This window comes from Klebsiella sp. 2019SCSN059, from assembly GCF_021739525.1.
GTDB lineage: Bacteria > Pseudomonadota > Gammaproteobacteria > Enterobacterales > Enterobacteriaceae > Klebsiella > Klebsiella quasipneumoniae.
Genome location: NZ_JAKKOM010000008.1, coordinates 155,042 through 173,471, shown reverse-complemented (window position 1 = coordinate 173,471; position 18,430 = coordinate 155,042). Strand labels below are relative to the sequence as shown.

Annotated in this window: 21 protein-coding genes; 16 read left to right on the top strand and 5 right to left on the bottom strand. The window is 57.7% G+C overall.

The window, feature by feature from the left end:
- Nucleotides 1-51 precede the first annotated feature (51 nt).
- A complete protein-coding gene (grcA, locus tag L2I46_RS11965; RefSeq protein WP_002914084.1) occupies nucleotides 52-435 on the top strand; it encodes an autonomous glycyl radical cofactor GrcA in 384 nt (127 codons plus the stop codon).
- Nucleotides 436-480: 45 nt separating this feature from the next.
- Here the strand turns inward: grcA and srmB are convergent, their stop codons facing one another.
- A complete protein-coding gene (srmB, locus tag L2I46_RS11960) occupies nucleotides 481-1,812 on the bottom strand; it encodes an ATP-dependent RNA helicase SrmB (protein WP_032453738.1) in 1,332 nt (443 codons plus the stop codon).
- Nucleotides 1,813-1,944: 132 nt separating this feature from the next.
- Between srmB and trmN the strand changes: the two genes are divergently transcribed.
- Nucleotides 1,945-2,682: a tRNA(1)(Val) (adenine(37)-N(6))-methyltransferase TrmN gene (gene trmN, locus L2I46_RS11955; RefSeq protein ID WP_086075117.1), complete on the top strand. Its 738-nt coding sequence runs from the start codon at nucleotides 1,945-1,947 to the stop codon at nucleotides 2,680-2,682.
- On the opposite strand, the gene nadB is transcribed toward trmN, so the two are convergent.
- Nucleotides 2,667-4,286 carry an L-aspartate oxidase gene (gene nadB / locus L2I46_RS11950; RefSeq protein ID WP_023290670.1) on the bottom strand — a complete coding sequence of 540 codons (1,620 nt, stop codon included), beginning with the start codon at nucleotides 4,284-4,286 and terminating at the stop codon, nucleotides 2,667-2,669. The two genes, trmN and nadB, sit on opposite strands and share 16 nt — an antisense overlap.
- 319 nt (nucleotides 4,287-4,605) lie before the next feature.
- Here nadB and rseD point away from each other — a divergent pair, with 319 nt between their 5' ends.
- The 12 genes from rseD (at nucleotide 4,606) to acpS (ending at nucleotide 14,076) form a co-directional block, all read left to right on the top strand.
- A complete protein-coding gene (gene rseD, locus L2I46_RS29725; RefSeq protein WP_122975137.1) occupies nucleotides 4,606-4,710 on the top strand; it encodes a rpoE leader peptide RseD in 105 nt (34 codons plus the stop codon).
- The gene (gene rpoE / locus L2I46_RS11945; RefSeq protein WP_002914074.1) at nucleotides 4,707-5,282 is read left to right on the top strand and encodes an RNA polymerase sigma factor RpoE; all 576 of its coding nucleotides are present in this window, start codon (nucleotides 4,707-4,709) and stop codon (nucleotides 5,280-5,282) included. The genes rseD and rpoE overlap by 4 nt, the downstream gene beginning before the upstream one ends.
- Before the next feature lie 32 nt (nucleotides 5,283-5,314).
- Complete coding sequence (rseA, locus tag L2I46_RS11940; protein WP_032453736.1) at nucleotides 5,315-5,965, top strand: anti-sigma-E factor RseA; 651 nt, start codon at nucleotides 5,315-5,317, stop codon at nucleotides 5,963-5,965.
- Nucleotides 5,965-6,921 (top strand): sigma-E factor regulatory protein RseB, encoded by a 957-nt coding sequence (gene rseB / locus L2I46_RS11935; RefSeq protein ID WP_004201821.1) that lies wholly within the window; start codon nucleotides 5,965-5,967, stop codon nucleotides 6,919-6,921. Before rseA ends, rseB begins: the two co-directional genes overlap by 1 nt.
- Nucleotides 6,918-7,397, top strand: coding sequence for a SoxR-reducing system protein RseC (gene rseC, locus L2I46_RS11930; RefSeq protein ID WP_004201822.1), 480 nt, complete (start codon nucleotides 6,918-6,920; stop codon nucleotides 7,395-7,397). Before rseB ends, rseC begins: the two co-directional genes overlap by 4 nt.
- A gap of 185 nt (nucleotides 7,398-7,582) precedes the next feature.
- Nucleotides 7,583-9,382, top strand: a complete 1,800-nt coding sequence (lepA, locus tag L2I46_RS11925; protein WP_023290668.1) for a translation elongation factor 4 — start codon at nucleotides 7,583-7,585, stop codon at nucleotides 9,380-9,382.
- A 15-nt stretch (nucleotides 9,383-9,397) separates the two neighbouring features.
- Entirely contained in the window at nucleotides 9,398-10,372 is a 975-nt protein-coding gene (gene lepB, locus L2I46_RS11920; RefSeq protein WP_004201827.1) for a signal peptidase I, read from the top strand.
- Between the two features lie 249 nt (nucleotides 10,373-10,621).
- Complete coding sequence (gene rnc, locus L2I46_RS11915; RefSeq protein WP_002914065.1) at nucleotides 10,622-11,302, top strand: ribonuclease III; 681 nt, start codon at nucleotides 10,622-10,624, stop codon at nucleotides 11,300-11,302.
- The gene (era, locus tag L2I46_RS11910; RefSeq protein ID WP_023290667.1) at nucleotides 11,299-12,204 is read left to right on the top strand and encodes a GTPase Era; all 906 of its coding nucleotides are present in this window, start codon (nucleotides 11,299-11,301) and stop codon (nucleotides 12,202-12,204) included. The genes rnc and era overlap by 4 nt, the downstream gene beginning before the upstream one ends.
- Before the next feature lie 11 nt (nucleotides 12,205-12,215).
- Nucleotides 12,216-12,953: a DNA repair protein RecO gene (gene recO / locus L2I46_RS11905; RefSeq protein WP_002914062.1), complete on the top strand. Its 738-nt coding sequence runs from the start codon at nucleotides 12,216-12,218 to the stop codon at nucleotides 12,951-12,953.
- An 11-nt stretch (nucleotides 12,954-12,964) separates the two neighbouring features.
- Nucleotides 12,965-13,696 (top strand): pyridoxine 5'-phosphate synthase, encoded by a 732-nt coding sequence (pdxJ, locus tag L2I46_RS11900; RefSeq protein ID WP_004201834.1) that lies wholly within the window; start codon nucleotides 12,965-12,967, stop codon nucleotides 13,694-13,696.
- A complete protein-coding gene (gene acpS, locus L2I46_RS11895) occupies nucleotides 13,696-14,076 on the top strand; it encodes a holo-ACP synthase (protein WP_004201835.1) in 381 nt (126 codons plus the stop codon). Before pdxJ ends, acpS begins: the two co-directional genes overlap by 1 nt.
- Before the next feature lie 12 nt (nucleotides 14,077-14,088).
- On the opposite strand, the gene L2I46_RS11890 is transcribed toward acpS, so the two are convergent.
- Together L2I46_RS11890 and L2I46_RS11885 are read right to left on the bottom strand one after the other, a co-directional pair.
- Nucleotides 14,089-14,349: a YfhL family 4Fe-4S dicluster ferredoxin gene (locus L2I46_RS11890; protein ID WP_065883074.1), complete on the bottom strand. Its 261-nt coding sequence runs from the start codon at nucleotides 14,347-14,349 to the stop codon at nucleotides 14,089-14,091.
- A gap of 56 nt (nucleotides 14,350-14,405) precedes the next feature.
- Nucleotides 14,406-15,254 carry a MurR/RpiR family transcriptional regulator gene (locus tag L2I46_RS11885; protein ID WP_023290664.1) on the bottom strand — a complete coding sequence of 283 codons (849 nt, stop codon included), beginning with the start codon at nucleotides 15,252-15,254 and terminating at the stop codon, nucleotides 14,406-14,408.
- Between the two features lie 211 nt (nucleotides 15,255-15,465).
- Here L2I46_RS11885 and yfhb point away from each other — a divergent pair, with 211 nt between their 5' ends.
- Nucleotides 15,466-16,101 (top strand): phosphatidylglycerophosphatase C, encoded by a 636-nt coding sequence (gene yfhb, locus L2I46_RS11880; RefSeq protein ID WP_065883071.1) that lies wholly within the window; start codon nucleotides 15,466-15,468, stop codon nucleotides 16,099-16,101.
- Between the two features lie 62 nt (nucleotides 16,102-16,163).
- The gene (gene tadA / locus L2I46_RS11875; protein WP_023290663.1) at nucleotides 16,164-16,673 is read left to right on the top strand and encodes a tRNA adenosine(34) deaminase TadA; all 510 of its coding nucleotides are present in this window, start codon (nucleotides 16,164-16,166) and stop codon (nucleotides 16,671-16,673) included.
- Here the strand turns inward: tadA and mltF are convergent.
- Nucleotides 16,670-18,286: a membrane-bound lytic murein transglycosylase MltF gene (gene mltF / locus L2I46_RS11870; RefSeq protein WP_236947885.1), complete on the bottom strand. Its 1,617-nt coding sequence runs from the start codon at nucleotides 18,284-18,286 to the stop codon at nucleotides 16,670-16,672. The genes tadA and mltF overlap by 4 nt on opposite strands.
- Nucleotides 18,287-18,430 lie beyond the last annotated feature (144 nt).

Below are 18,430 nucleotides of genomic sequence, written 5' to 3'. Positions count from 1 at the left end.
ATTGGCCGCGAAGAGGCCAAAATCGAATAAACACTGCCTGGGAGGCATCAAATGATTACTGGTATCCAAATTACTAAAGCGGCAAACGACGACCTGCTGAACTCTTTCTGGCTGCTGGATAGCGAAAAAGGCGAAGCGCGTTGCCTGTGCGCCAAAGGTGGTTTTGCGGAAGATGACGTAGTGGCAGTCAGCAAACTGGGTGAAATCGAATACCGTGAAATCCCGGTAGACGTGAAACCAGAAGTTCGCGTGGAAGGCGGTCAGCACCTGAACGTTAACGTGCTGCGTCGCGAAACCCTGCTGGACGCGGTTGAGCATCCGGAAAAATATCCGCAGCTGACCATTCGTGTTTCCGGCTACGCGGTACGCTTCAACTCCCTGACCCCGGAACAGCAGCGCGACGTTATCGCTCGTACCTTTACCGAAAGTCTGTAAGGCTAACGCCAGATGTGAAAACGCCGGGATATCCCGGCGTTTTTTTTACTCTTCGCTCGACGCTGATGGCGTCCCGGTCGCGCTTGGCTTCCGGCGCTTACCGATATTTTTCGTATCGCGGTGGCGCTTCTTCACCCGCGGCTTCTCTTTTTCTTTCTCTTTTTTCTCGGCGCGTTTCGCCAGCACTTTCTTCGATGGTTTACCGGTCAACTTCTCGCTTGGCGCGCGGGTTTTGGGTCGCAATTCATCAATCACGCGAGCTTTCAGCGGTTCTTCAACGTAGCGGCCGATCTTGCCCAGCAGCAGGTGATCGTGCGCTTCAACCAGCGAAATCGCGGTGCCTTTCTTACCTGCACGGCCGGTACGACCGATACGGTGCAGATAGATGTCGGCGGTGCGCGGCATATCGAAGTTAAAGACGTGGCTGACGTCCGGAATATCGATACCGCGGGCGGCGACGTCGGTGGCGATCAGCACGTTTACGCGGCCGTCGGTCAGACGCTTAATGGCTTCGTTACGCTTGGCCTGCACCATCTCGCCCTCCAGCCAGCAGGTGTTAATCCCCGCTTCACGCAGCCAGTTGGCCAGCTCATGCACGCGCTCGCGCTTGCGCACAAAGACGATAGCGCGGGTAGCTTCCGGCTGTTGCAGCAGATTCACCAGCAGCCTGGTCTTATGTTCGATATCGTCCGCGCGATAGTACCATTGATGGATTTTCTTACGCTCGCGAGTCGACGGGGTAGCGGAAACTTCAACCGGCTCTTCCAGCAGGCGCTCAGCGAAGTCTTTGATCGCATCGCCTTCCAGCGTCGCGGAGAACAGCATGGTCTGCTTGCGCCAGCGGGTTTCACCGGCGATGGTTTCGATATCCTGCGCAAAGCCCATGTCCAGCATGCGGTCGGCTTCATCGAGGATCAGGGTCTCGACGGCGCGGCAGTCGAAGTTCTCTTCTTTTATATACTGCAGCAGGCGACCAGTGGTGGCGACCACGATGTCCTGGTTTTCGCTGAACACTTCCGCGTGGTTCATGTAGGCTACGCCGCCGGTAATGGTGGCGATATCCAGATGGGTATGCTTCGCCAGCTCGCGGGCGTGGTCAGCCACCTGCATCGCCAGCTCACGGGTCGGCGTCAGGATAAGAATACGCGGCGGGCCGGATTTCTTACGCGGGAAATCGAGCAGGTGCTGCAACGCTGGCAGCAGATACGCCGCCGTTTTACCGGTGCCGGTCGGCGCTGAACCGAGAATGTCACGGCCATCGAGCGCAGGCGGAATAGCGGCGGCCTGAATGGCTGTCGGGCGAGTGAAACCTTTATCCTGGAGGGCTTCCAGCAGGTTTTCATCGAGTTCAAGTTCGGAAAAAGTCGTTACAGTCATGTTCTACCTCTGAGTGGGCCGCCGATTATAGACGTTACTGACGTAATGTTCATCTGTTTGTAAGGCTATCTGTTCTCCGGTATTGTGCATAGCCTTACGTTCAGGAGTTTTTTGTCGGCAAGGTTATTGAGGATGTCTCAGTCGAAGTTTGCGCTGCCGCGCAATGGTTTTACCTTCAAACAGTTTTTTGTCGCCCACGATCGTTGCGCGATGAAGGTGGGTACCGACGGCATTTTGCTCGGCGCCTGGGCGCCGATTGCCGGGGTGAAACATGTGCTGGATATTGGCGCCGGCAGCGGCCTGCTGGCGCTAATGCTCGCGCAGCGTACCGGCGATGATGTGCGTGTCGATGCGGTCGAACTGGATGAGGAGGCCGCCGCCCAGGCGCAGGAAAATGCCCTTGCGTCGCCATGGGCTTCGCGGGTTGAGGTCTGTCAGGCCGATATTCATCAGTGGCAGCCGCCGCAGACCCGACGCTATCAACTGATAATCAGTAACCCGCCCTTTTTTGCGGAAGGGGTGCCTTGCGCCACCTCGCAGCGGGAGCAGGCGCGGTATACCACGACGCTCGATCACGCTTCTCTGCTGGCCTGTGCCGCTGAGCATATCACCGAAGAAGGCTTTTTTTGCGTGGTGCTGCCGGTAGATATCGGTAATGCGTTTATCGAACGGGCAACCGCGATGGGCTGGCACCTGCGACTGCGCACTGATGTGGCGGAGACCGAGCTGCGGCCGCCGCATCGGGTGCTGCTGGCTTTCTCCCCGACGGCGGGGGAGTGTTTCAGCGACAGGCTGGCGATCCGCGGGCCAGAGCAGCAGTATTCAGAAGGTTTTACCGCTCTGACCGAGGATTTTTATCTCTTTATGTGAGCCAGGGGCGACAATATCGACGGACCGCTGTTCGGCAGCGGCTGCGGATAGTCGAGGGTGTAATGCAGTCCCCGGCTCTCTTTGCGCAACATCGCGCAGCGTACGATAAGTTCCGCCACCTGTACCAGATTGCGCAGCTCCAGCAGATTATTCGAGACGCGGAAGCGGGCGTAATACTCATCCAGCTCCTGCTGCAGCATGGTAATGCGCCGCAGGGCGCGCTCCAGCCTGCGGGTGGTGCGCACAATCCCCACGTAATCCCACATCAGCAGGCGCAGCTCGTGCCAGTTATGCTGGATAACCACCAGTTCATCCGGGATCTCCACCTGACTTTCATCCCACGCCGGCAGGGTGCTGACCTTCTGGGCCAGCGGCAGGCGACGGGCAATATCTTCTGCGGCGGACCAGCCGTAAACCAGACACTCCAGCAGCGAGTTCGAGGCCATACGGTTCGCGCCGTGCAGCCCGGTATAGCTGACTTCGCCGATGGCGTATAACCCATCGACGTCGGTGCGGCCATTATCATCCACCATCACGCCGCCGCAGGTGTAATGCGCGGCAGGGACGACCGGCACCGGATCTTTGGTTAAATCAATTCCCAGACCGAGCAGCTTTTCGTAAATCATCGGGAAGTGCTGGCGAACAAACGCCTCGGGTTTATGGCTGATATCAAGGAACATACAGTCAACGCCAAGGCGCTTCATCTCATGATCGATGGCGCGGGCGACGATATCGCGTGGGGCCAACTCGCCGCGTTCGTCAAAGTCCGGCATAAAGCGGGTGCCGTCCGGGCGTTTAAGGTGGGCGCCTTCGCCGCGCAGCGCTTCGGTCAGCAGGAAATTGCGCGCCTGCGGATGATACAGCGCGGTGGGGTGAAACTGGTTGAATTCCAGATTCGCCACCCGGCAGCCCGCCCGCCAGGCCATCGCGATACCGTCTCCGGAAGAGACGTCGGGGTTAGTGGTGTATTGATAAACCTTGGCGGCTCCGCCGGTGGCGAGCACCACCGCCTTCGCGCTGCAGGTTTCCACGCGCTCTTTATTGCGGTTCCAGATCCATGCCCCGACCACCCGGCGCGTGCCCGGCAGGCCAATCTTATCCGATACGATCAAGTCGACGGCATTGCTGCGCTCAAGGATGCGGATATTGGGATGGGCGAGGGCTTTATCGACCAGCGTCGTCTCCACCGCTTTGCCGGTAGCGTCGGCGGCGTGAAGAATGCGCCGATGGCTGTGGCCCCCTTCGCGCGTGAGATGATAGCTCTCTTCGCCATTGGCCTGGACCTGGGTGTCAAACAATACGCCCTGATCGATAAGCCACTGGACGCATGGCCTGGCGTTGCTGGCGACGAAGGTGACCGCATGGCGATCGCATAACCCTGCGCCGGCGATCAGGGTATCTTCGACATGGGATTCAATACTGTCGGTCTCGTCGAAGACGGCGGCAATCCCGCCCTGCGCATAGAACGTCGAACCTTCGCTGATCGGCCCTTTACTCAACACCGTTACCGAACTGTGCTCTGCCAGGCGCAGCGCAAGAGAGAGGCCGGCAGCGCCGCTGCCGATAATCAACACATCACAAGAGAAGTCAGGAGTGGTATTCATCGTCTTTGTTTAATTTACTAAACACATTTAGCTCACAATAGCACCAGCTCGTGAGGAATCGTACAATTTTTTTTAACTGGCGTTGTGACGGCTAAACAGCAGGCGAGCGGAAACGGTCTGGAGCACGGCGAAAATGAGACGCGTGGCAGGTTGATAGCATTGGATTTTATAGTGAAATAAACGCCGTGTTACGATACCCTTCAGACGGGCCTGCGCTTTTTCTTATTGACTAACCTATCGTTTAGCAACCTGGGCATATAATGATTGATAACGATCTGCCGCCGTTGCCAGACAAAAAACAAAAGCGTAACGGAACTTTATTGTTTTCATACACTCCAAGAGTCAGCTTGCTCATAATGCAGATTTTGGGTGGTGTTTTGAAGACGCATGGGAATTGGGTTTGGGGAGACATTACCTCGGATGAGCGAGCAGTTAACGGATCAGGTCCTTGTTGAACGGGTCCAGAAAGGAGATCAGAAAGCGTTTAATTTGCTGGTAGTGCGCTATCAGCATAAGGTCGCGAGCCTGGTTTCCCGCTATGTACCGCCGGGCGATATCGCTGACGTCGTTCAGGAATCGTTCGTTAAGGCATGGCGTGCGCTGGACTCTTTCCGGGGAGATAGCGCTTTTTACACCTGGTTATACCGTATCGCCGTCAATACGGCGAAGAATTATCTGGTTGCTCAGGGACGCCGTCCGCCGTCCAGCGATGTTGACGCCAACGAGGCGGAAAACTTCGAAAGCGGCGGGGCGTTGAAAGAAATTTCGAACCCTGAGAACTTAATGTTGTCAGAAGAACTGAGACAAATAGTTTTTCGTACCATTGAATCGCTTCCGGAAGATTTACGCATGGCAATTACGTTACGGGAGCTGGATGGCCTAAGCTATGAAGAGATAGCCGCTATCATGGATTGTCCGGTTGGGACGGTGCGTTCGCGTATCTTCCGGGCGCGAGAAGCTATTGATAATAAAGTTCAACCGCTTATCAGGCGTTGACGATAGCGGAATACTGGAAAAGGGTATCAGGCATGCAGAAAGAAAAACTTTCGGCTTTAATGGATGGTGAAACGCTGGATAACGAACTGCTCAACGAGCTGAGTCGTTCTTCTGAGATGCAAAAAACCTGGGAGAGTTATCACCTTATCCGCGATACGCTGCGTGGCGATACCGCAGAGGTGCTGCAATTTGATATCTCCGCCCGGGTGATGGCCGCCATTGAAAATGAGCCCGTTCGTCAGACGGCGCCGCTTATTCCTGAATCTCAGCCCGCACCGCACCAGTGGCGGCAGATGCCGTTCTGGAACAAAGTGCGCCCGTGGGCCAGCTCACTGACCCAGATGGGCGTTGCCGCCTGCGTATCGCTTGCGGTTATCGTCGGCGTCCAGCACTATAATGGGCAGTCTGATGCCGCTCAGCAGCCAGAGGCGCCGGTGTTCAATACGCTGCCGATGATGGGTAAAGCGAGCCCGGTAAGCCTTGGCGTACCGGCTGACGTATCAGCAGGTAGCGGCCAGCAGGCTCAGGTCCAGGAACAGCGTCGGCGGATTAACGCCATGCTGCAGGACTACGAACTGCAGCGCCGCCTGCACGCTGAGCAGCTTCAGTTTGGCCAGGCCCAGACTCAGCAGGCCGCAGTCCAGGTGCCGGGTTATCAAACTTTAGGAACGCAATCGCAGTAATGAAGCAACTTTGGTGTGCCATGTCGCTCATGGCAGGCAGTCTGTTGTTCTCTGTCAACGCCTCGGCTGATACATCGTCCGGGGCGTTGTTGCAGCAGATGAACCTGGCCAGCCAGTCCCTCAATTATGAGCTGTCTTTCGTCAGCATCAGCAAACAAGGCGTTGAGTCGCTGCGCTATCGTCACGCGCGACTGAACAATCAACCGCTGGCGCAGCTTCTGCAGCTGGACGGTCCGCGCCGGGAAGTGGTCCTGCGCGGTACGGAAATCAGCTATTTTGAACCCGGCCTCGATCCGTTCACCCTGAACGGCGACTATATCGTCGATTCGCTGCCGTCGTTGGTTTACAGCGATTTCAAACGTCTCAGCGCAGCCTATGATTTTATCTCCGTGGGCCGTACCCGTATCGCCGACCGCCTCTGCGACGTGATCCGCGTCGTGGCTCGCGACGGCACGCGCTATAGCTTTATCGCCTGGCTGGACGCTGAGACCAAGCTGCCGCTGCGCGTCGATTTGCTCGACCGCGACGGTGAAACGCTGGAGCAGTTCCGGGTCGTCTCTTTCAACGTTGGCGATAACGTCAGCGCCAGCATGGAGACGCTGGCGAAAGCGAATTTGCCGCCGCAGCTGTCGGTGCCTGAAGGGGGCGACAAAGCCAACTTCAACTGGGCGCCAACGTGGCTCCCGCAGGGCATGACTGAGGTCTCCAGCAGCCAGCGTCGTCTGCCCACCTTTGATGGTCCGGTAGAATCACGTCTCTATTCCGACGGCTTGTTCAGCTTCTCGATCAATATCAACCGCGCCACCGCGGCCAGCAGCGACCAGCTGTTGCGCACCGGCCGACGCACCGTCAGCACGACGGTACGCGATAACGCGGAGATCACCGTGGTGGGCGAACTGCCGCCGCAGACGGCGAAGCGTATCTCAGACAGCATTAAATTCAAGGCAGTACAATGATCAAAGAGTGGGCCACCGTGGTTTCCTGGCATAACGGCGTGGCGCAGGTGCACTGCGACGTTAAAGCCTCCTGCAGCAGTTGCGCCTCCCGCGCCGGCTGCGGCAGCCGGGTATTAAACAAGCTGGGGCCGCAGACCAGCCATACCATCAGCGTGCCCTGCGAGCAGCCGTTGACGGCGGGGCAGAAAGTGGAGCTGGGGATCGCCGAGAGCAGTCTGCTGGGTTCGGCGCTGTTGGTCTACATGGCGCCGCTGGTGGGTCTGTTTGTGATGGCGTCGATTTTCCAGGTGCTGTTTGCCAGCGATATCGCTTCGCTGTGCGGCGCGCTGCTGGGCGGCGTCGGCGGGTTTCTGGTGGCGCGCGGTCTGTCGCCGCAGCTGGCAGCGCGCCAGTCGTGGCAGCCGGTGATTCTGAGCGTCGCGTTGCCGCCGGATCTGGTGCGTATCGAAACGCCTTCCTCCGACATGGGTCAGTGATTTCACTGGCCCTTATCTTTATTTACCCTTCCTGTTACAACGCCACAATTTCTGCGGTTATGCTGGATCTAACAGCATTTCCTGGTTTCAAGGATGTAGTGTAGAATGCGGCGTTTTCGGATTAAAAAACGTCAGGCACAGTACAGCGGCCTCATGATACTCGTAAGGCATAATTAACTCTAAATATGAAGAATATACGTAACTTTTCGATCATCGCTCACATCGACCACGGTAAGTCGACGCTGTCTGACCGTATCATCCAGATTTGCGGTGGCCTTTCTGATCGTGAAATGGAAGCCCAGGTTCTGGACTCCATGGATCTTGAGCGCGAACGCGGGATCACCATCAAGGCGCAGAGCGTCACCCTGGACTATAAGGCTAACGACGGTGAGACCTATCAGCTGAACTTTATCGACACCCCGGGCCACGTGGACTTCTCTTATGAAGTTTCCCGTTCCCTCGCCGCGTGCGAAGGCGCGCTGCTGGTGGTTGACGCCGGGCAGGGCGTAGAAGCCCAGACCCTGGCCAACTGCTACACCGCCATGGAGATGGACCTGGAGGTCGTTCCGGTACTCAACAAGATCGACCTGCCTGCGGCCGACCCTGAGCGCGTAGCGGACGAAATTGAAGATATCGTCGGGATCGACGCCCACGACGCGGTGCGCTGCTCGGCGAAAACCGGCGTCGGCGTGACCGAGGTGCTGGAGCGTCTGGTGCGCGATATTCCGCCGCCGGAAGGCGATCCGGACGCGCCGCTGCAGGCGCTGATTATCGACTCCTGGTTCGATAACTACCTCGGCGTGGTGTCGCTGGTACGAATTAAAAACGGCACCATGCGCAAGGGCGACAAGATCAAGGTCATGAGCACCGGCCAGGTCTATAACGCCGACCGTCTGGGCATCTTCACCCCGAAACAGGTTGACCGTACCGAGCTGAAATGCGGCGAGGTAGGTTGGCTGGTCTGCGCGATCAAAGACATCCTTGGCGCGCCGGTGGGCGATACCCTGACCGCCGCCCGCAACCCGGCAGACAAAGCGCTGCCTGGCTTTAAGAAGGTGAAACCGCAGGTGTATGCCGGCCTGTTCCCGGTAAGCTCCGATGATTATGAAGCTTTCCGCGACGCGCTGGGCAAACTGAGCCTCAACGACGCCTCTCTGTTCTACGAGCCGGAAAGTTCTACCGCGCTGGGCTTCGGCTTCCGCTGCGGCTTCCTCGGCCTGCTGCACATGGAGATCATTCAGGAGCGTCTGGAGCGTGAATACGATCTTGACCTGATCACTACCGCGCCGACGGTAGTTTACGAAGTGGAGACCACCTCCAAAGAAGTTATCTACGTCGACAGCCCGTCCAAGCTGCCGCCGCTGAATAATATTCAGGAGCTGCGTGAGCCGATCGCCGAGTGTCACATGCTGCTGCCGCAGGAGTTCCTCGGCAACGTGATCACCCTGTGCGTGGAGAAGCGTGGCGTGCAGACCAACATGGTTTACCACGGTAAACAGGTGGCGCTGACCTACGAAATCCCGATGGCGGAAGTGGTGCTCGACTTCTTCGACCGTCTGAAGTCTACCTCCCGCGGCTATGCGTCGCTGGACTACAACTTCAAACGCTTCCAGGCGTCGAACATGGTACGCGTCGATGTGCTGATCAACGGCGAGCGCGTCGATGCGCTGGCGCTGATCACCCACAACGATAACGCGCCGTATCGCGGCCGCGAGCTGGTGGAAAAGATGAAAGATCTTATTCCGCGTCAGCAGTTCGACATCGCGATTCAGGCGGCCATCGGCAACCACATCATCGCGCGCTCTACCGTGAAACAGCTGCGTAAAAACGTGCTGGCGAAATGCTACGGCGGTGACGTCAGCCGTAAGAAAAAGCTGCTGCAGAAGCAGAAAGAAGGTAAGAAGCGTATGAAGCAGGTCGGTAACGTTGAACTGCCGCAGGAAGCGTTCCTCGCCATTCTGCACGTTGGTAAAGACGGCAAATAACCCTAAGGAGTTGGCATGGCGAACATGTTTGCCCTGATCCTGGTGATTGCAACCCTGGTGACGGGCGTTTTATGGTGCCTGGACAAGTTCATTTTTGCACCGAAACGTCGTGAGCGTCAGGCCGCTGCTCAGGCAGCGACCGGCGAGCAGCTGGACAAAAAGACGTTGAAGAAAGTCGGCCCGAAACCGGGCTGGCTGGAAACCGGCGCATCGGTTTTCCCGGTGCTGGCGATCGTTCTGGTGGTACGTTCATTCATTTATGAGCCGTTCCAGATCCCGTCAGGTTCGATGATGCCGACTCTGCTGATTGGCGATTTCATCCTGGTGGAGAAATTTGCCTACGGCATTAAAGATCCTATCTACCAGAAAACGCTGATCGAGACGGGTCATCCGAAGCGCGGCGATATCGTGGTGTTTAAATATCCGGAAGACCCGCGCCTGGACTACATCAAGCGCGCGGTGGGGCTCCCGGGGGATAAAGTCACCTACGATCCGATTGCCAAGCAGGTCACTATTCAGCCGGGCTGCAGCTCCGGACAGGCCTGCGGCAACGCGCTGCCGGTGACTTACTCCAACGTGGAGCCGAGCGATTTCGTTCAGACCTTCTCCCGCAGCAACGGCGGCGAAGCGAGCAGCGGTTTCTGGCAGCTGCCGAAGGGCGAAACCAAAGCCGACGGCATTCGCCTCACCGAGCGTCAGGAGACGCTGGGCGACGTCACGCATCGTATTCTGATGGTGCCGATTGCTCAGGATCAGGCTGGCATGTATTACCATCAGAGTGGTCTGCCGCTGGCCACCTGGATTGTGCCGCCGGGTCAGTACTTCATGATGGGCGACAACCGGGATAACAGCGCCGACAGCCGTTACTGGGGCTTTGTGCCGGAAGCAAACCTGGTCGGGAAGGCCACCGCTATCTGGATGAGTTTTGAAAAGCAGGAAGGTGAATGGCCGACCGGCGTGCGGTTATCGCGCATTGGTGGAATTCATTAATTTCATCTGCTGAATTCACGCCGCTGCTGTTATCGCAGCGGCGCGAATTATTTAGTATTTAAATCCATTCAAACTAACGACATCCCGTGTCGTTGCGTATAGAATATCCCCCCGAAGTTTTTGGTTGTCGCTCTGCCGGGTGACACTGCACACGAAAGCGTATTGGTCTGTTTCAACTTACTGTTTGAAGCGTATGCTCAGGTCGGTTTCGTGTGCTGCATCTTTGACGCATTCATTTATTGGTAACGCATGAACCCCATCGTAATTAATCGGCTTCAACGAAAGCTGGGCTACACTTTTCATCATCAGGAGCTGTTGCAACAGGCATTAACTCACCGCAGTGCCAGCAGCAAACATAATGAGCGCCTGGAATTTTTAGGCGACTCCATTTTAAGTTTCGTGATCGCTAATGCGCTGTATCATCGCTTTCCTCGCGTGGATGAAGGCGACATGAGCCGTATGCGCGCGACGCTGGTGCGTGGCAACACGCTGGCGGAAATCGCCCGCGAGTTTGAACTGGGCGAATGCTTGCGCCTCGGGCCGGGCGAACTGAAAAGCGGCGGTTTCCGTCGCGAATCGATTCTCGCGGACACCGTTGAAGCGTTAATTGGCGGGGTTTTCCTCGACAGCGATATTCAGAACGTTGAACGCTTAATCCTCTCCTGGTACCAGACTCGTCTGGACGAAATCAGCCCGGGCGATAAGCAAAAGGATCCGAAGACGCGTCTGCAGGAGTATCTGCAGGGTCGTCATCTGCCGCTGCCGTCCTACCTGGTAGTCCAGGTGCGCGGCGAAGCGCACGATCAGGAATTTACTATCCACTGCCAGGTCAGTGGCCTGAGTGAACCGGTGGTTGGCACAGGTTCCAGCCGTCGTAAGGCGGAGCAGGCTGCCGCCGAACAGGCGCTGAAAAAGCTGGAGCTGGAATGAGCGAAGAAAAAAGTTATTGTGGGTTTGTCGCCATCGTGGGTCGTCCAAACGTTGGCAAATCCACGCTGTTGAATAAGCTGCTTGGGCAGAAGATCTCGATCACCTCCCGTAAAGCGCAGACCACCCGTCACCGCATCGTCGGCATCCATACCGAAGGGCCGTATCAGGCGATTTACGTCGATACCCCGGGCCTGCATATGGAAGAAAAGCGCGCCATTAACCGCTTAATGAACAAAGCGGCCAGCAGCTCTATTGGCGATGTTGAGCTGGTCATCTTCGTGGTGGAAGGCACCCGCTGGACGCAGGACGACGAGATGGTGCTCAACAAGCTGCGCGACGCCAAAGCGCCGGTGATCCTCGCGGTCAACAAAGTGGATAACGTGCAGGAAAAAGCGGATCTGTTACCGCATCTGCAGTTCCTCGCCAGCCAGATGAACTTCCTTGATATCGTGCCGATGTCGGCGGAAACGGGGACCAACGTCGACACCATTGCGTCGATCGTGCGTAAGCATCTGCCGGAAGCGATCCACCACTTCCCGGAAGATTATATTACCGACCGTTCCCAGCGCTTTATGGCCTCCGAAATCATCCGTGAAAAACTGATGCGTTTCCTCGGCGCTGAGCTACCGTACTCCGTCACCGTGGAAATCGAACGTTTCGTGACCAACGAGCGTGGCGGTTACGACATCAACGGCCTGATCCTTGTCGAGCGTGAAGGGCAGAAGAAGATGGTGATTGGCAACAAAGGCGCCAAAATCAAAACCATCGGCATCGAAGCGCGTAAGGACATGCAGGAAATGTTTGAAGCGCCGGTGCACCTCGAGCTGTGGGTCAAAGTGAAATCCGGCTGGGCCGATGACGAGCGCGCCCTGCGCAGTCTCGGTTATGTTGACGACCTCTGAGTTAACGCAACGTGGATGGATGGCAGCGCGCCTTTGTCCTGCATAGCCGACCGTGGAGCGAAACCAGCCTGATGCTGGACGTCTTCACGGAAGAATCCGGTCGCGTGCGCCTGGTTGCCAAGGGCGCACGCTCCAAACGCTCGAATCTTAAAGGCGCTTTACAGCCCTTTACCCCCTTGCTGGTTCGCTTCGGCGGCCGCGGCGAAGTCAAAACCCTGCGCAGCGCGGAAGCTGTCTCGCTGGCGCTGCCGCTCAGCGGCATCACCCTCTACAGCGGTCTTTACGTTAACGAGCTTATCTCCCGCGTGCTTGAGCACGAAACGCGCTTCTCCGAACTCTTTTTTGACTATCTGCACTGCATTCAGGCGCTCGCCGGGGCCAGCGGTTCGCCGGAGCCTGCGCTGCGGCGCTTTGAGCTGGCGCTGCTCGGACACCTGGGCTATGGCGTGGATTTTCTCCACTGTGCCGGGAGCGGCGAGCCGGTGGACGACACCATGACCTACCGCTATCGCGAAGAAAAAGGCTTTATTGCCAGCCTGGTGATTGATAACAACACGTTTACCGGGCACCATTTGAAAGCGTTGGCGAGTCGCGAGTTTCCTGATGTTGATACGTTGCGCGCCGCGAAGCGCTTTACCCGTATCGCCCTGAAGCCCTATCTCGGCGGCAAACCGCTCAAGAGCCGGGAATTGTTTCGCCAGTTTATGCCCGCGCGAAAGGCGCGAGCGGATAATACGAATAATGATTAACGAGGATTGTCATGGCTGAATTACTGTTAGGGGTCAATATTGACCATATCGCGACCTTGCGTAACGCCCGCGGCACCGCTTACCCGGATCCGGTTCAGGCGGCTTTCATTGCCGAACAGGCCGGCGCCGACGGCATAACCGTGCATCTGCGCGAAGACCGCCGCCATATCACCGATCGCGATGTGCGTATCCTGCGCCAGACGCTGCACACCCGCATGAACCTTGAAATGGCGGTCACCGAAGAGATGCTGACGATCGCCTGCGAAACCAAACCGCATTTCTGCTGCCTGGTGCCGGAGAAGCGTCAGGAAGTGACCACCGAAGGTGGACTGGACGTGGCCGGCCAGCGCGACAAGATGCGTGATGCCTGTCAACGCCTGGCGGATGCCGGCATCCTGGTCTCCCTGTTTATCGATGCGGATGAGGCGCAGATCAAAGCGGCGGCGGACGTTGGCGCGCCCTATATCGAAATCCACACCGGCTGCTATGCCGATGCTAAAACCGACGCCGAGCAGGCGAAGGAGCTGGAACGTATTGCCAAAGCGGCCACCTACGCCGCCAGCCTCGGCCTGAAGGTCAATGCGGGTCACGGTCTGACCTATCACAACGTGAAAGCGATTGCTGCGCTGCCGGAAATGCATGAGCTGAATATCGGCCACGCGATTATTGGCCGGGCGGTAATGAGCGGCCTGAAAGAGGCGGTGGCGGAAATGAAACGTCTGATGCTGGAAGCGCGCGGCTAATGGCCATCCTCGGGCTGGGTACCGACATCGTCGAGATCGCCCGCATCGAGGCGGTGATCGCCCGCAGCGGCGATCGCCTTGCCCGCCGGGTGCTGAGCGACCATGAATGGAGCATCTGGGAGCAGCACCAGCAGCCGGTGCGTTTCCTGGCGAAACGCTTTGCGGTCAAGGAAGCGGCGGCGAAAGCGCTGGGGACCGGGATCCGCAACGGGTTGGCCTTTAATCAGTTCGAAGTTTACAACGATGAGCTGGGCAAGCCGAAGCTGCGGCTATGGGGTGAGGCGCAACGGCTGGCGGAACGACTGGGGGTGAGCCATATTCATGTCACGCTCGCCGATGAGCGCCATTACGCCTGCGCCACGGTGATTGTCGAAAGCTAAGCCGGGAAGCGGTTAAATTTTATCCGCGTGGTGCATCAGGACGAATTTATCCCACAGCTGTTCTTCATTCTCGACGTGTGCCGGATCTTTCAGAATGGTATTTGGGATCGGGCACACCTTCTGGCAGGTGGGCGTGTCGTAATGGCCCACGCATTCGGTGCAGAGGTCGCTGTTAATTTCATAAATGCTGTCACCCATCGAAATGGCCTCATTGGGGCACTCCGGCTCGCACATATCGCAGTTGATGCATTTTTTGGTAATTAACAGCGCCATCAGGAAAATCTCAGAAACAACACAAACAGGGCGGGCATTATACGCCCATTTTCTGCTCAGACCAGCTTTTTCACCAGCGCTTCGCTATGGCGAATGCGCTCCGGCGCCCGCTCCAGATCCTGCTGCACCAGCCCCATAAACAGCAGGTCGGTGAGCATCATTTGCGCGCTGGTGGAAGAGATGGCCGCGCTGCGCGTCGCCTGCTCTTCGGCGATGGTGTACAGGCAGTGGGTCGCCTGCTGCTGCAGGGCGTTAGGGCTAAAGCCGGTGATCGCCAGGATCCTGGAGCCCACGCGCAGCGCTTCACCGGCCGCCATATTGATCTCCCGACGCTCGCCGGAGTAAGAGATCGCCAGCAGCAGATCGTCGCTGGACATGGCCTGCACCGTCGCCAGCAGGGCGTGCATATCCTGCTCCGAAACAGCATTAACGCCGATCTTCATCAGCTTCCAGCTAAAGTTACGCGCCACCAGGCCGGACGCGCCAATCCCGGTGACGATCACCCGCCGGGCGTTGCGCAGCAGCGTGACGGCTTCCCGCAGCGTCTCTTCAGTGTTGACGTCCAGCGAGGCATGCATGGCGGCGACATTGTCTTTAATGAGTTTCTCGCCCACCAGACGCAGCGGGTCGTCACCGCGAATGTGGTTATGTACCGGAACGGAGTGCGGATCCGGGCTGCTGGCCAGCGCTTCACTCAGCGCCAGCTTCAGCGCCGGAAAGCCTTTGAACCCCAGTTTCTGGGCAAATTTAACCACGCTGGACTGACTCACACCGGCTTCCACCGCCAGCTGCTGCGAGCTGAGGTGCCGGGTATCATCGGGTTGGCTCAGAATAAAATCGGCCAACTTTTTGTCGCTCGCCGCCAGGGTGGGATAGCGCTGACGAATACGCGTTAAACAGTTCATTGGAGCTCCGCTGGAGCCGTCCGGCTCGTGACTGACAGAATTTTTATTCGATTATAAGGGGTATACCACGAATTAAAAATTCATAAGCCACAATTTTTCCTTCGCCTGCTAATTTAATTCTTCCTTAACGGCAGGGATGTTTTCCCTCTTCATGGCATAAGACTGTTAAGCTTACCCTAACGAGAAGCGAATCCTGAGAGAAGGAGGCAGTTTGCAGCACAGTGAACGGAAAGTGGTGTTTTTCGATCTGGACGGAACCTTGCATCAACAGGATATGTTCGGCAGTTTTCTGCGCTACCTGCTGCGCCATCTGCCGCTGAACCTGCTGCTGGTGGTGGCGATGGGGCCGGCGATCCTTGCCGGGCTGGCGGTGTGCGGGCGGGCGGCGCGCTGGCCGATGAGCCTGCTGCTGTGGGCGTCAACCTTTGGCCGTCGCGAGGCGGTACTGAAGCGGCTGGAAGCGGAGTTTGTCGGCTGGTTTCGTCATCATGTGACGGCGTTTCCGGTGGTTCATGCGCGGCTGACGGCCTACCTGACCAGTACCGATGCCGACGTCTGGTTGATCACCGGCTCGCCGCAGTCGCTGGTGGAACAGGTCTATCGCGATACCCTCTGGCTGCCGCGGGTGAATTTGATAGCCAGCCGCACCGCGCGCCGCTGGGGCGGCTGGGTATTGACCCTGCGCTGCCTGGGCCATGAAAAGGTGGTGCAGCTGGAGAAAAAGATTGGCGCTCCGCTGCAGCTGTATAGCGGCTATAGCGATAGCGAGCAGGATAACCCATTGCTCGGCTTTTGCCAGCATCGCTGGCGGGTCACCCCGCAGGGAGAGCTGCAGCAACTGGAGTAATAGTGTGTAATTGATAGCTCCCATGTATAATGCGCCCCGCTTTTTCTGCTGGAGTGGCCGCTGTGTCTGACCTCGAACTCAATGATGAATACTGGATGCGTCATGCCCTGACGCTGGCGAAGCGCGCCTGGGAAGAGGGCGAGGTGCCGGTGGGCGCGGTGCTGGTGCATAACAATCAGGTCATTGGCGAGGGCTGGAACCGGCCGATAGGCCGTCACGACCCCACCGCCCATGCGGAAATTATGGCCTTACGCCAGGGCGGGCTGGTGCTGCAAAACTATCGCCTGATCGACGCCACGCTGTACGTGACCCTCGAGCCCTGCGTGATGTGCGCGGGCGCGATGGTGCACAGCCGTATCGCCCGCTTGGTGTTTGGCGCCAGGGATGCCAAGACCGGCGCCGCCGGCTCGCTGATGGATGTTCTGCACCACCCGGGAATGAACCATCGGGTTGAGATTAGCGAAGGCGTGCTGGCGGGATCCTGCTCTGCCATGCTGAGCGACTTCTTCCGCTGGCGGCGGGAAGAGAAAAAAGCGCTGAAGAAAGCCCGGGAGCAGAACGGGGAAAGTTAATACAGGTGGCCGGGGAGTTTCATCCGGGCATTATCCATCTGTTTATCGGCGCGAAACTTGAAAAAGGGCAGGGTGGTCTCCTGCGGCTGTTCGAGCTCATTGGGGTGCACCGCCGGGTAATCCTCCGCCAGGGCCAGCGTTTGCTGCTGCTGGCGCTCCTTTTCTGACAAATAGCCGACAAGGCTTATCTGATATTTGCGGATGTTTTCCACATAGGCGTAGGCCTCATGGCCGCGGGCATAGCCGTATTTAAGTTTGCTGTAATAGGGTTTCTGGCTCAGCAGGGGTAAACGCAGCTTAACGTCTGCCCAGCTGTTGGGATCGCCTTTCTGTTTGCGGGTGAGCGCCATGGCGTCCAGCATATGGGCATAGCCCATATTGTAAGCGGCCAGCGCAAACCAGATGCGTTCATCTTTCGGGATCGAATCCGGCACTTTATCCATCATATCCTGGAGATAGCGCATACCGCCGTCGATGCTCTGCGCCGCATCGGTCCGGTCAGTCAGCCCCAGACTCTGCGCCGTATTACGCGTAAGCATCATCATGCCGCGCACGCCGGTAGGCGAGGTGGCCTGCGGATCCCAGTGGGATTCCTGCCAGGCGATGGCGGCCAGCAGGCGCCAGTCGATCTCGCGGGCGTACTTTTCAAACAGCGGCTGCACCTCCGGAAGAATGTTTTCCACCGCGCGCAGGAAGGTGCGGGTATCGACATAATCGAAATCGTTGCCGTGGCCGAGGTACTTCTCTTCCAGGCGCGCCAGGGTGCCGTCTTCATTAATATTGTTGAAGAAATCAAGCATCGCCGCCGACAGCGAATTATCGTCGTCCCGGGCGCTGAACCAGGTGACCGGCTGTTCGTCGGTGATATCGAGGGCTACCGCCAGCTCCGGATGGACGCGCTGGAACAGGCTGACGGCCACCGAGTCGGCGATGGTGTAATCGAGTTTGCCGTCAATCACCGCCTGCATCAGCGCGGTGGTGCCGCGCTTTTCGTCCACGCGCCAGGCAAGATCCGGGTATTTCTCCGCTTTCAGTACCTGCAGGTCGTTGATCGCCACGTGACCCGGGGCGATGGCGAGCTGCTCTGCGGTCAGCGCCGCGAGGCTGCGCGGCCGGGTATTGCCGACGCGATAGACCAGCTGTTGGGAAACGGAGTAGTAGCCAGGGCCGGCCTGGTAGTTTTTCACCCGCTCCTGGTTATAGACCAGCCCGGCGGCCAGCATATCGGCCTGACCGTCGTCGAGGTCGTCAAACAGCTGGCTGATGTTCTGGCGGACGGTTATCTTAAGCGTCACGCCGAGGTAGTCGGCAAACTGCTTCGCCAGTTCGTAGTCCAGGCCGAAGGTTTTATTGTTCATGGTGGCGAAGGTCATCGGCGAGTTGATGGTGCTGATGCGTAGCTCGCCGCGAGCGATAATGCCCGCCACCCGGTTCTCCGGTTTACCGGACCAGGGGATCGACGGCCACAGGGCAGCCGCCAGCAAAAGGGTGACAATGCCGATGAGCAGATAATTAATCTTTAATTTTTTCAGCGCGTTAATCTTCTGCAGCTTCAGGTTCCTCAGCAGGCGATGTCCGGAAAAAACGCAAGGTTGTCGTCGAATGAGCGGCATTCTGCTTAAGAATGCGCCAGTTGGCAACTTATTCGCGATGGACGTCACATTTATTGATAAACAGCATCAATGATTTTATTTCTACGCAAACGGTTTCGTCGGGGCGCAGGATTCACTATAATGACGCCCGTTTCCCCCCCTGGC

Bases quoted from the DNA above. Each gene is read 5' to 3' on its own strand.
- rseC (WP_004201822.1), top strand. From the start codon at position 6,918: ATGATCAAAGAGTGGGCCACCGTGGTTTCCTGGCATAACGGCGTGGCG.
- rseA (WP_032453736.1), top strand. From the start codon at position 5,315: ATGCAGAAAGAAAAACTTTCGGCTTTAATGGATGGTGAAACGCTGGAT.
- acpS (WP_004201835.1), top strand. From the start codon at position 13,696: ATGGCCATCCTCGGGCTGGGTACCGACATCGTCGAGATCGCCCGCATC.
- L2I46_RS11890 (WP_065883074.1), bottom strand. From the start codon at position 14,349: ATGGCGCTGTTAATTACCAAAAAATGCATCAACTGCGATATGTGCGAG.
- rseB (WP_004201821.1), top strand. From the start codon at position 5,965: ATGAAGCAACTTTGGTGTGCCATGTCGCTCATGGCAGGCAGTCTGTTG.
- lepA (WP_023290668.1), top strand. From the start codon at position 7,583: ATGAAGAATATACGTAACTTTTCGATCATCGCTCACATCGACCACGGT.
- pdxJ (WP_004201834.1), top strand. From the start codon at position 12,965: ATGGCTGAATTACTGTTAGGGGTCAATATTGACCATATCGCGACCTTG.
- era (WP_023290667.1), top strand. From the start codon at position 11,299: ATGAGCGAAGAAAAAAGTTATTGTGGGTTTGTCGCCATCGTGGGTCGT.
- lepB (WP_004201827.1), top strand. From the start codon at position 9,398: ATGGCGAACATGTTTGCCCTGATCCTGGTGATTGCAACCCTGGTGACG.
- rnc (WP_002914065.1), top strand. From the start codon at position 10,622: ATGAACCCCATCGTAATTAATCGGCTTCAACGAAAGCTGGGCTACACT.
- mltF (WP_236947885.1), bottom strand. From the start codon at position 18,286: ATGCCGCTCATTCGACGACAACCTTGCGTTTTTTCCGGACATCGCCTG.
- srmB (WP_032453738.1), bottom strand. From the start codon at position 1,812: ATGACTGTAACGACTTTTTCCGAACTTGAACTCGATGAAAACCTGCTG.
- trmN (WP_086075117.1), top strand. From the start codon at position 1,945: ATGTCTCAGTCGAAGTTTGCGCTGCCGCGCAATGGTTTTACCTTCAAA.
- grcA (WP_002914084.1), top strand. From the start codon at position 52: ATGATTACTGGTATCCAAATTACTAAAGCGGCAAACGACGACCTGCTG.
- nadB (WP_023290670.1), bottom strand. From the start codon at position 4,286: ATGAATACCACTCCTGACTTCTCTTGTGATGTGTTGATTATCGGCAGC.
- L2I46_RS11885 (WP_023290664.1), bottom strand. From the start codon at position 15,254: ATGAACTGTTTAACGCGTATTCGTCAGCGCTATCCCACCCTGGCGGCG.
- rpoE (WP_002914074.1), top strand. From the start codon at position 4,707: ATGAGCGAGCAGTTAACGGATCAGGTCCTTGTTGAACGGGTCCAGAAA.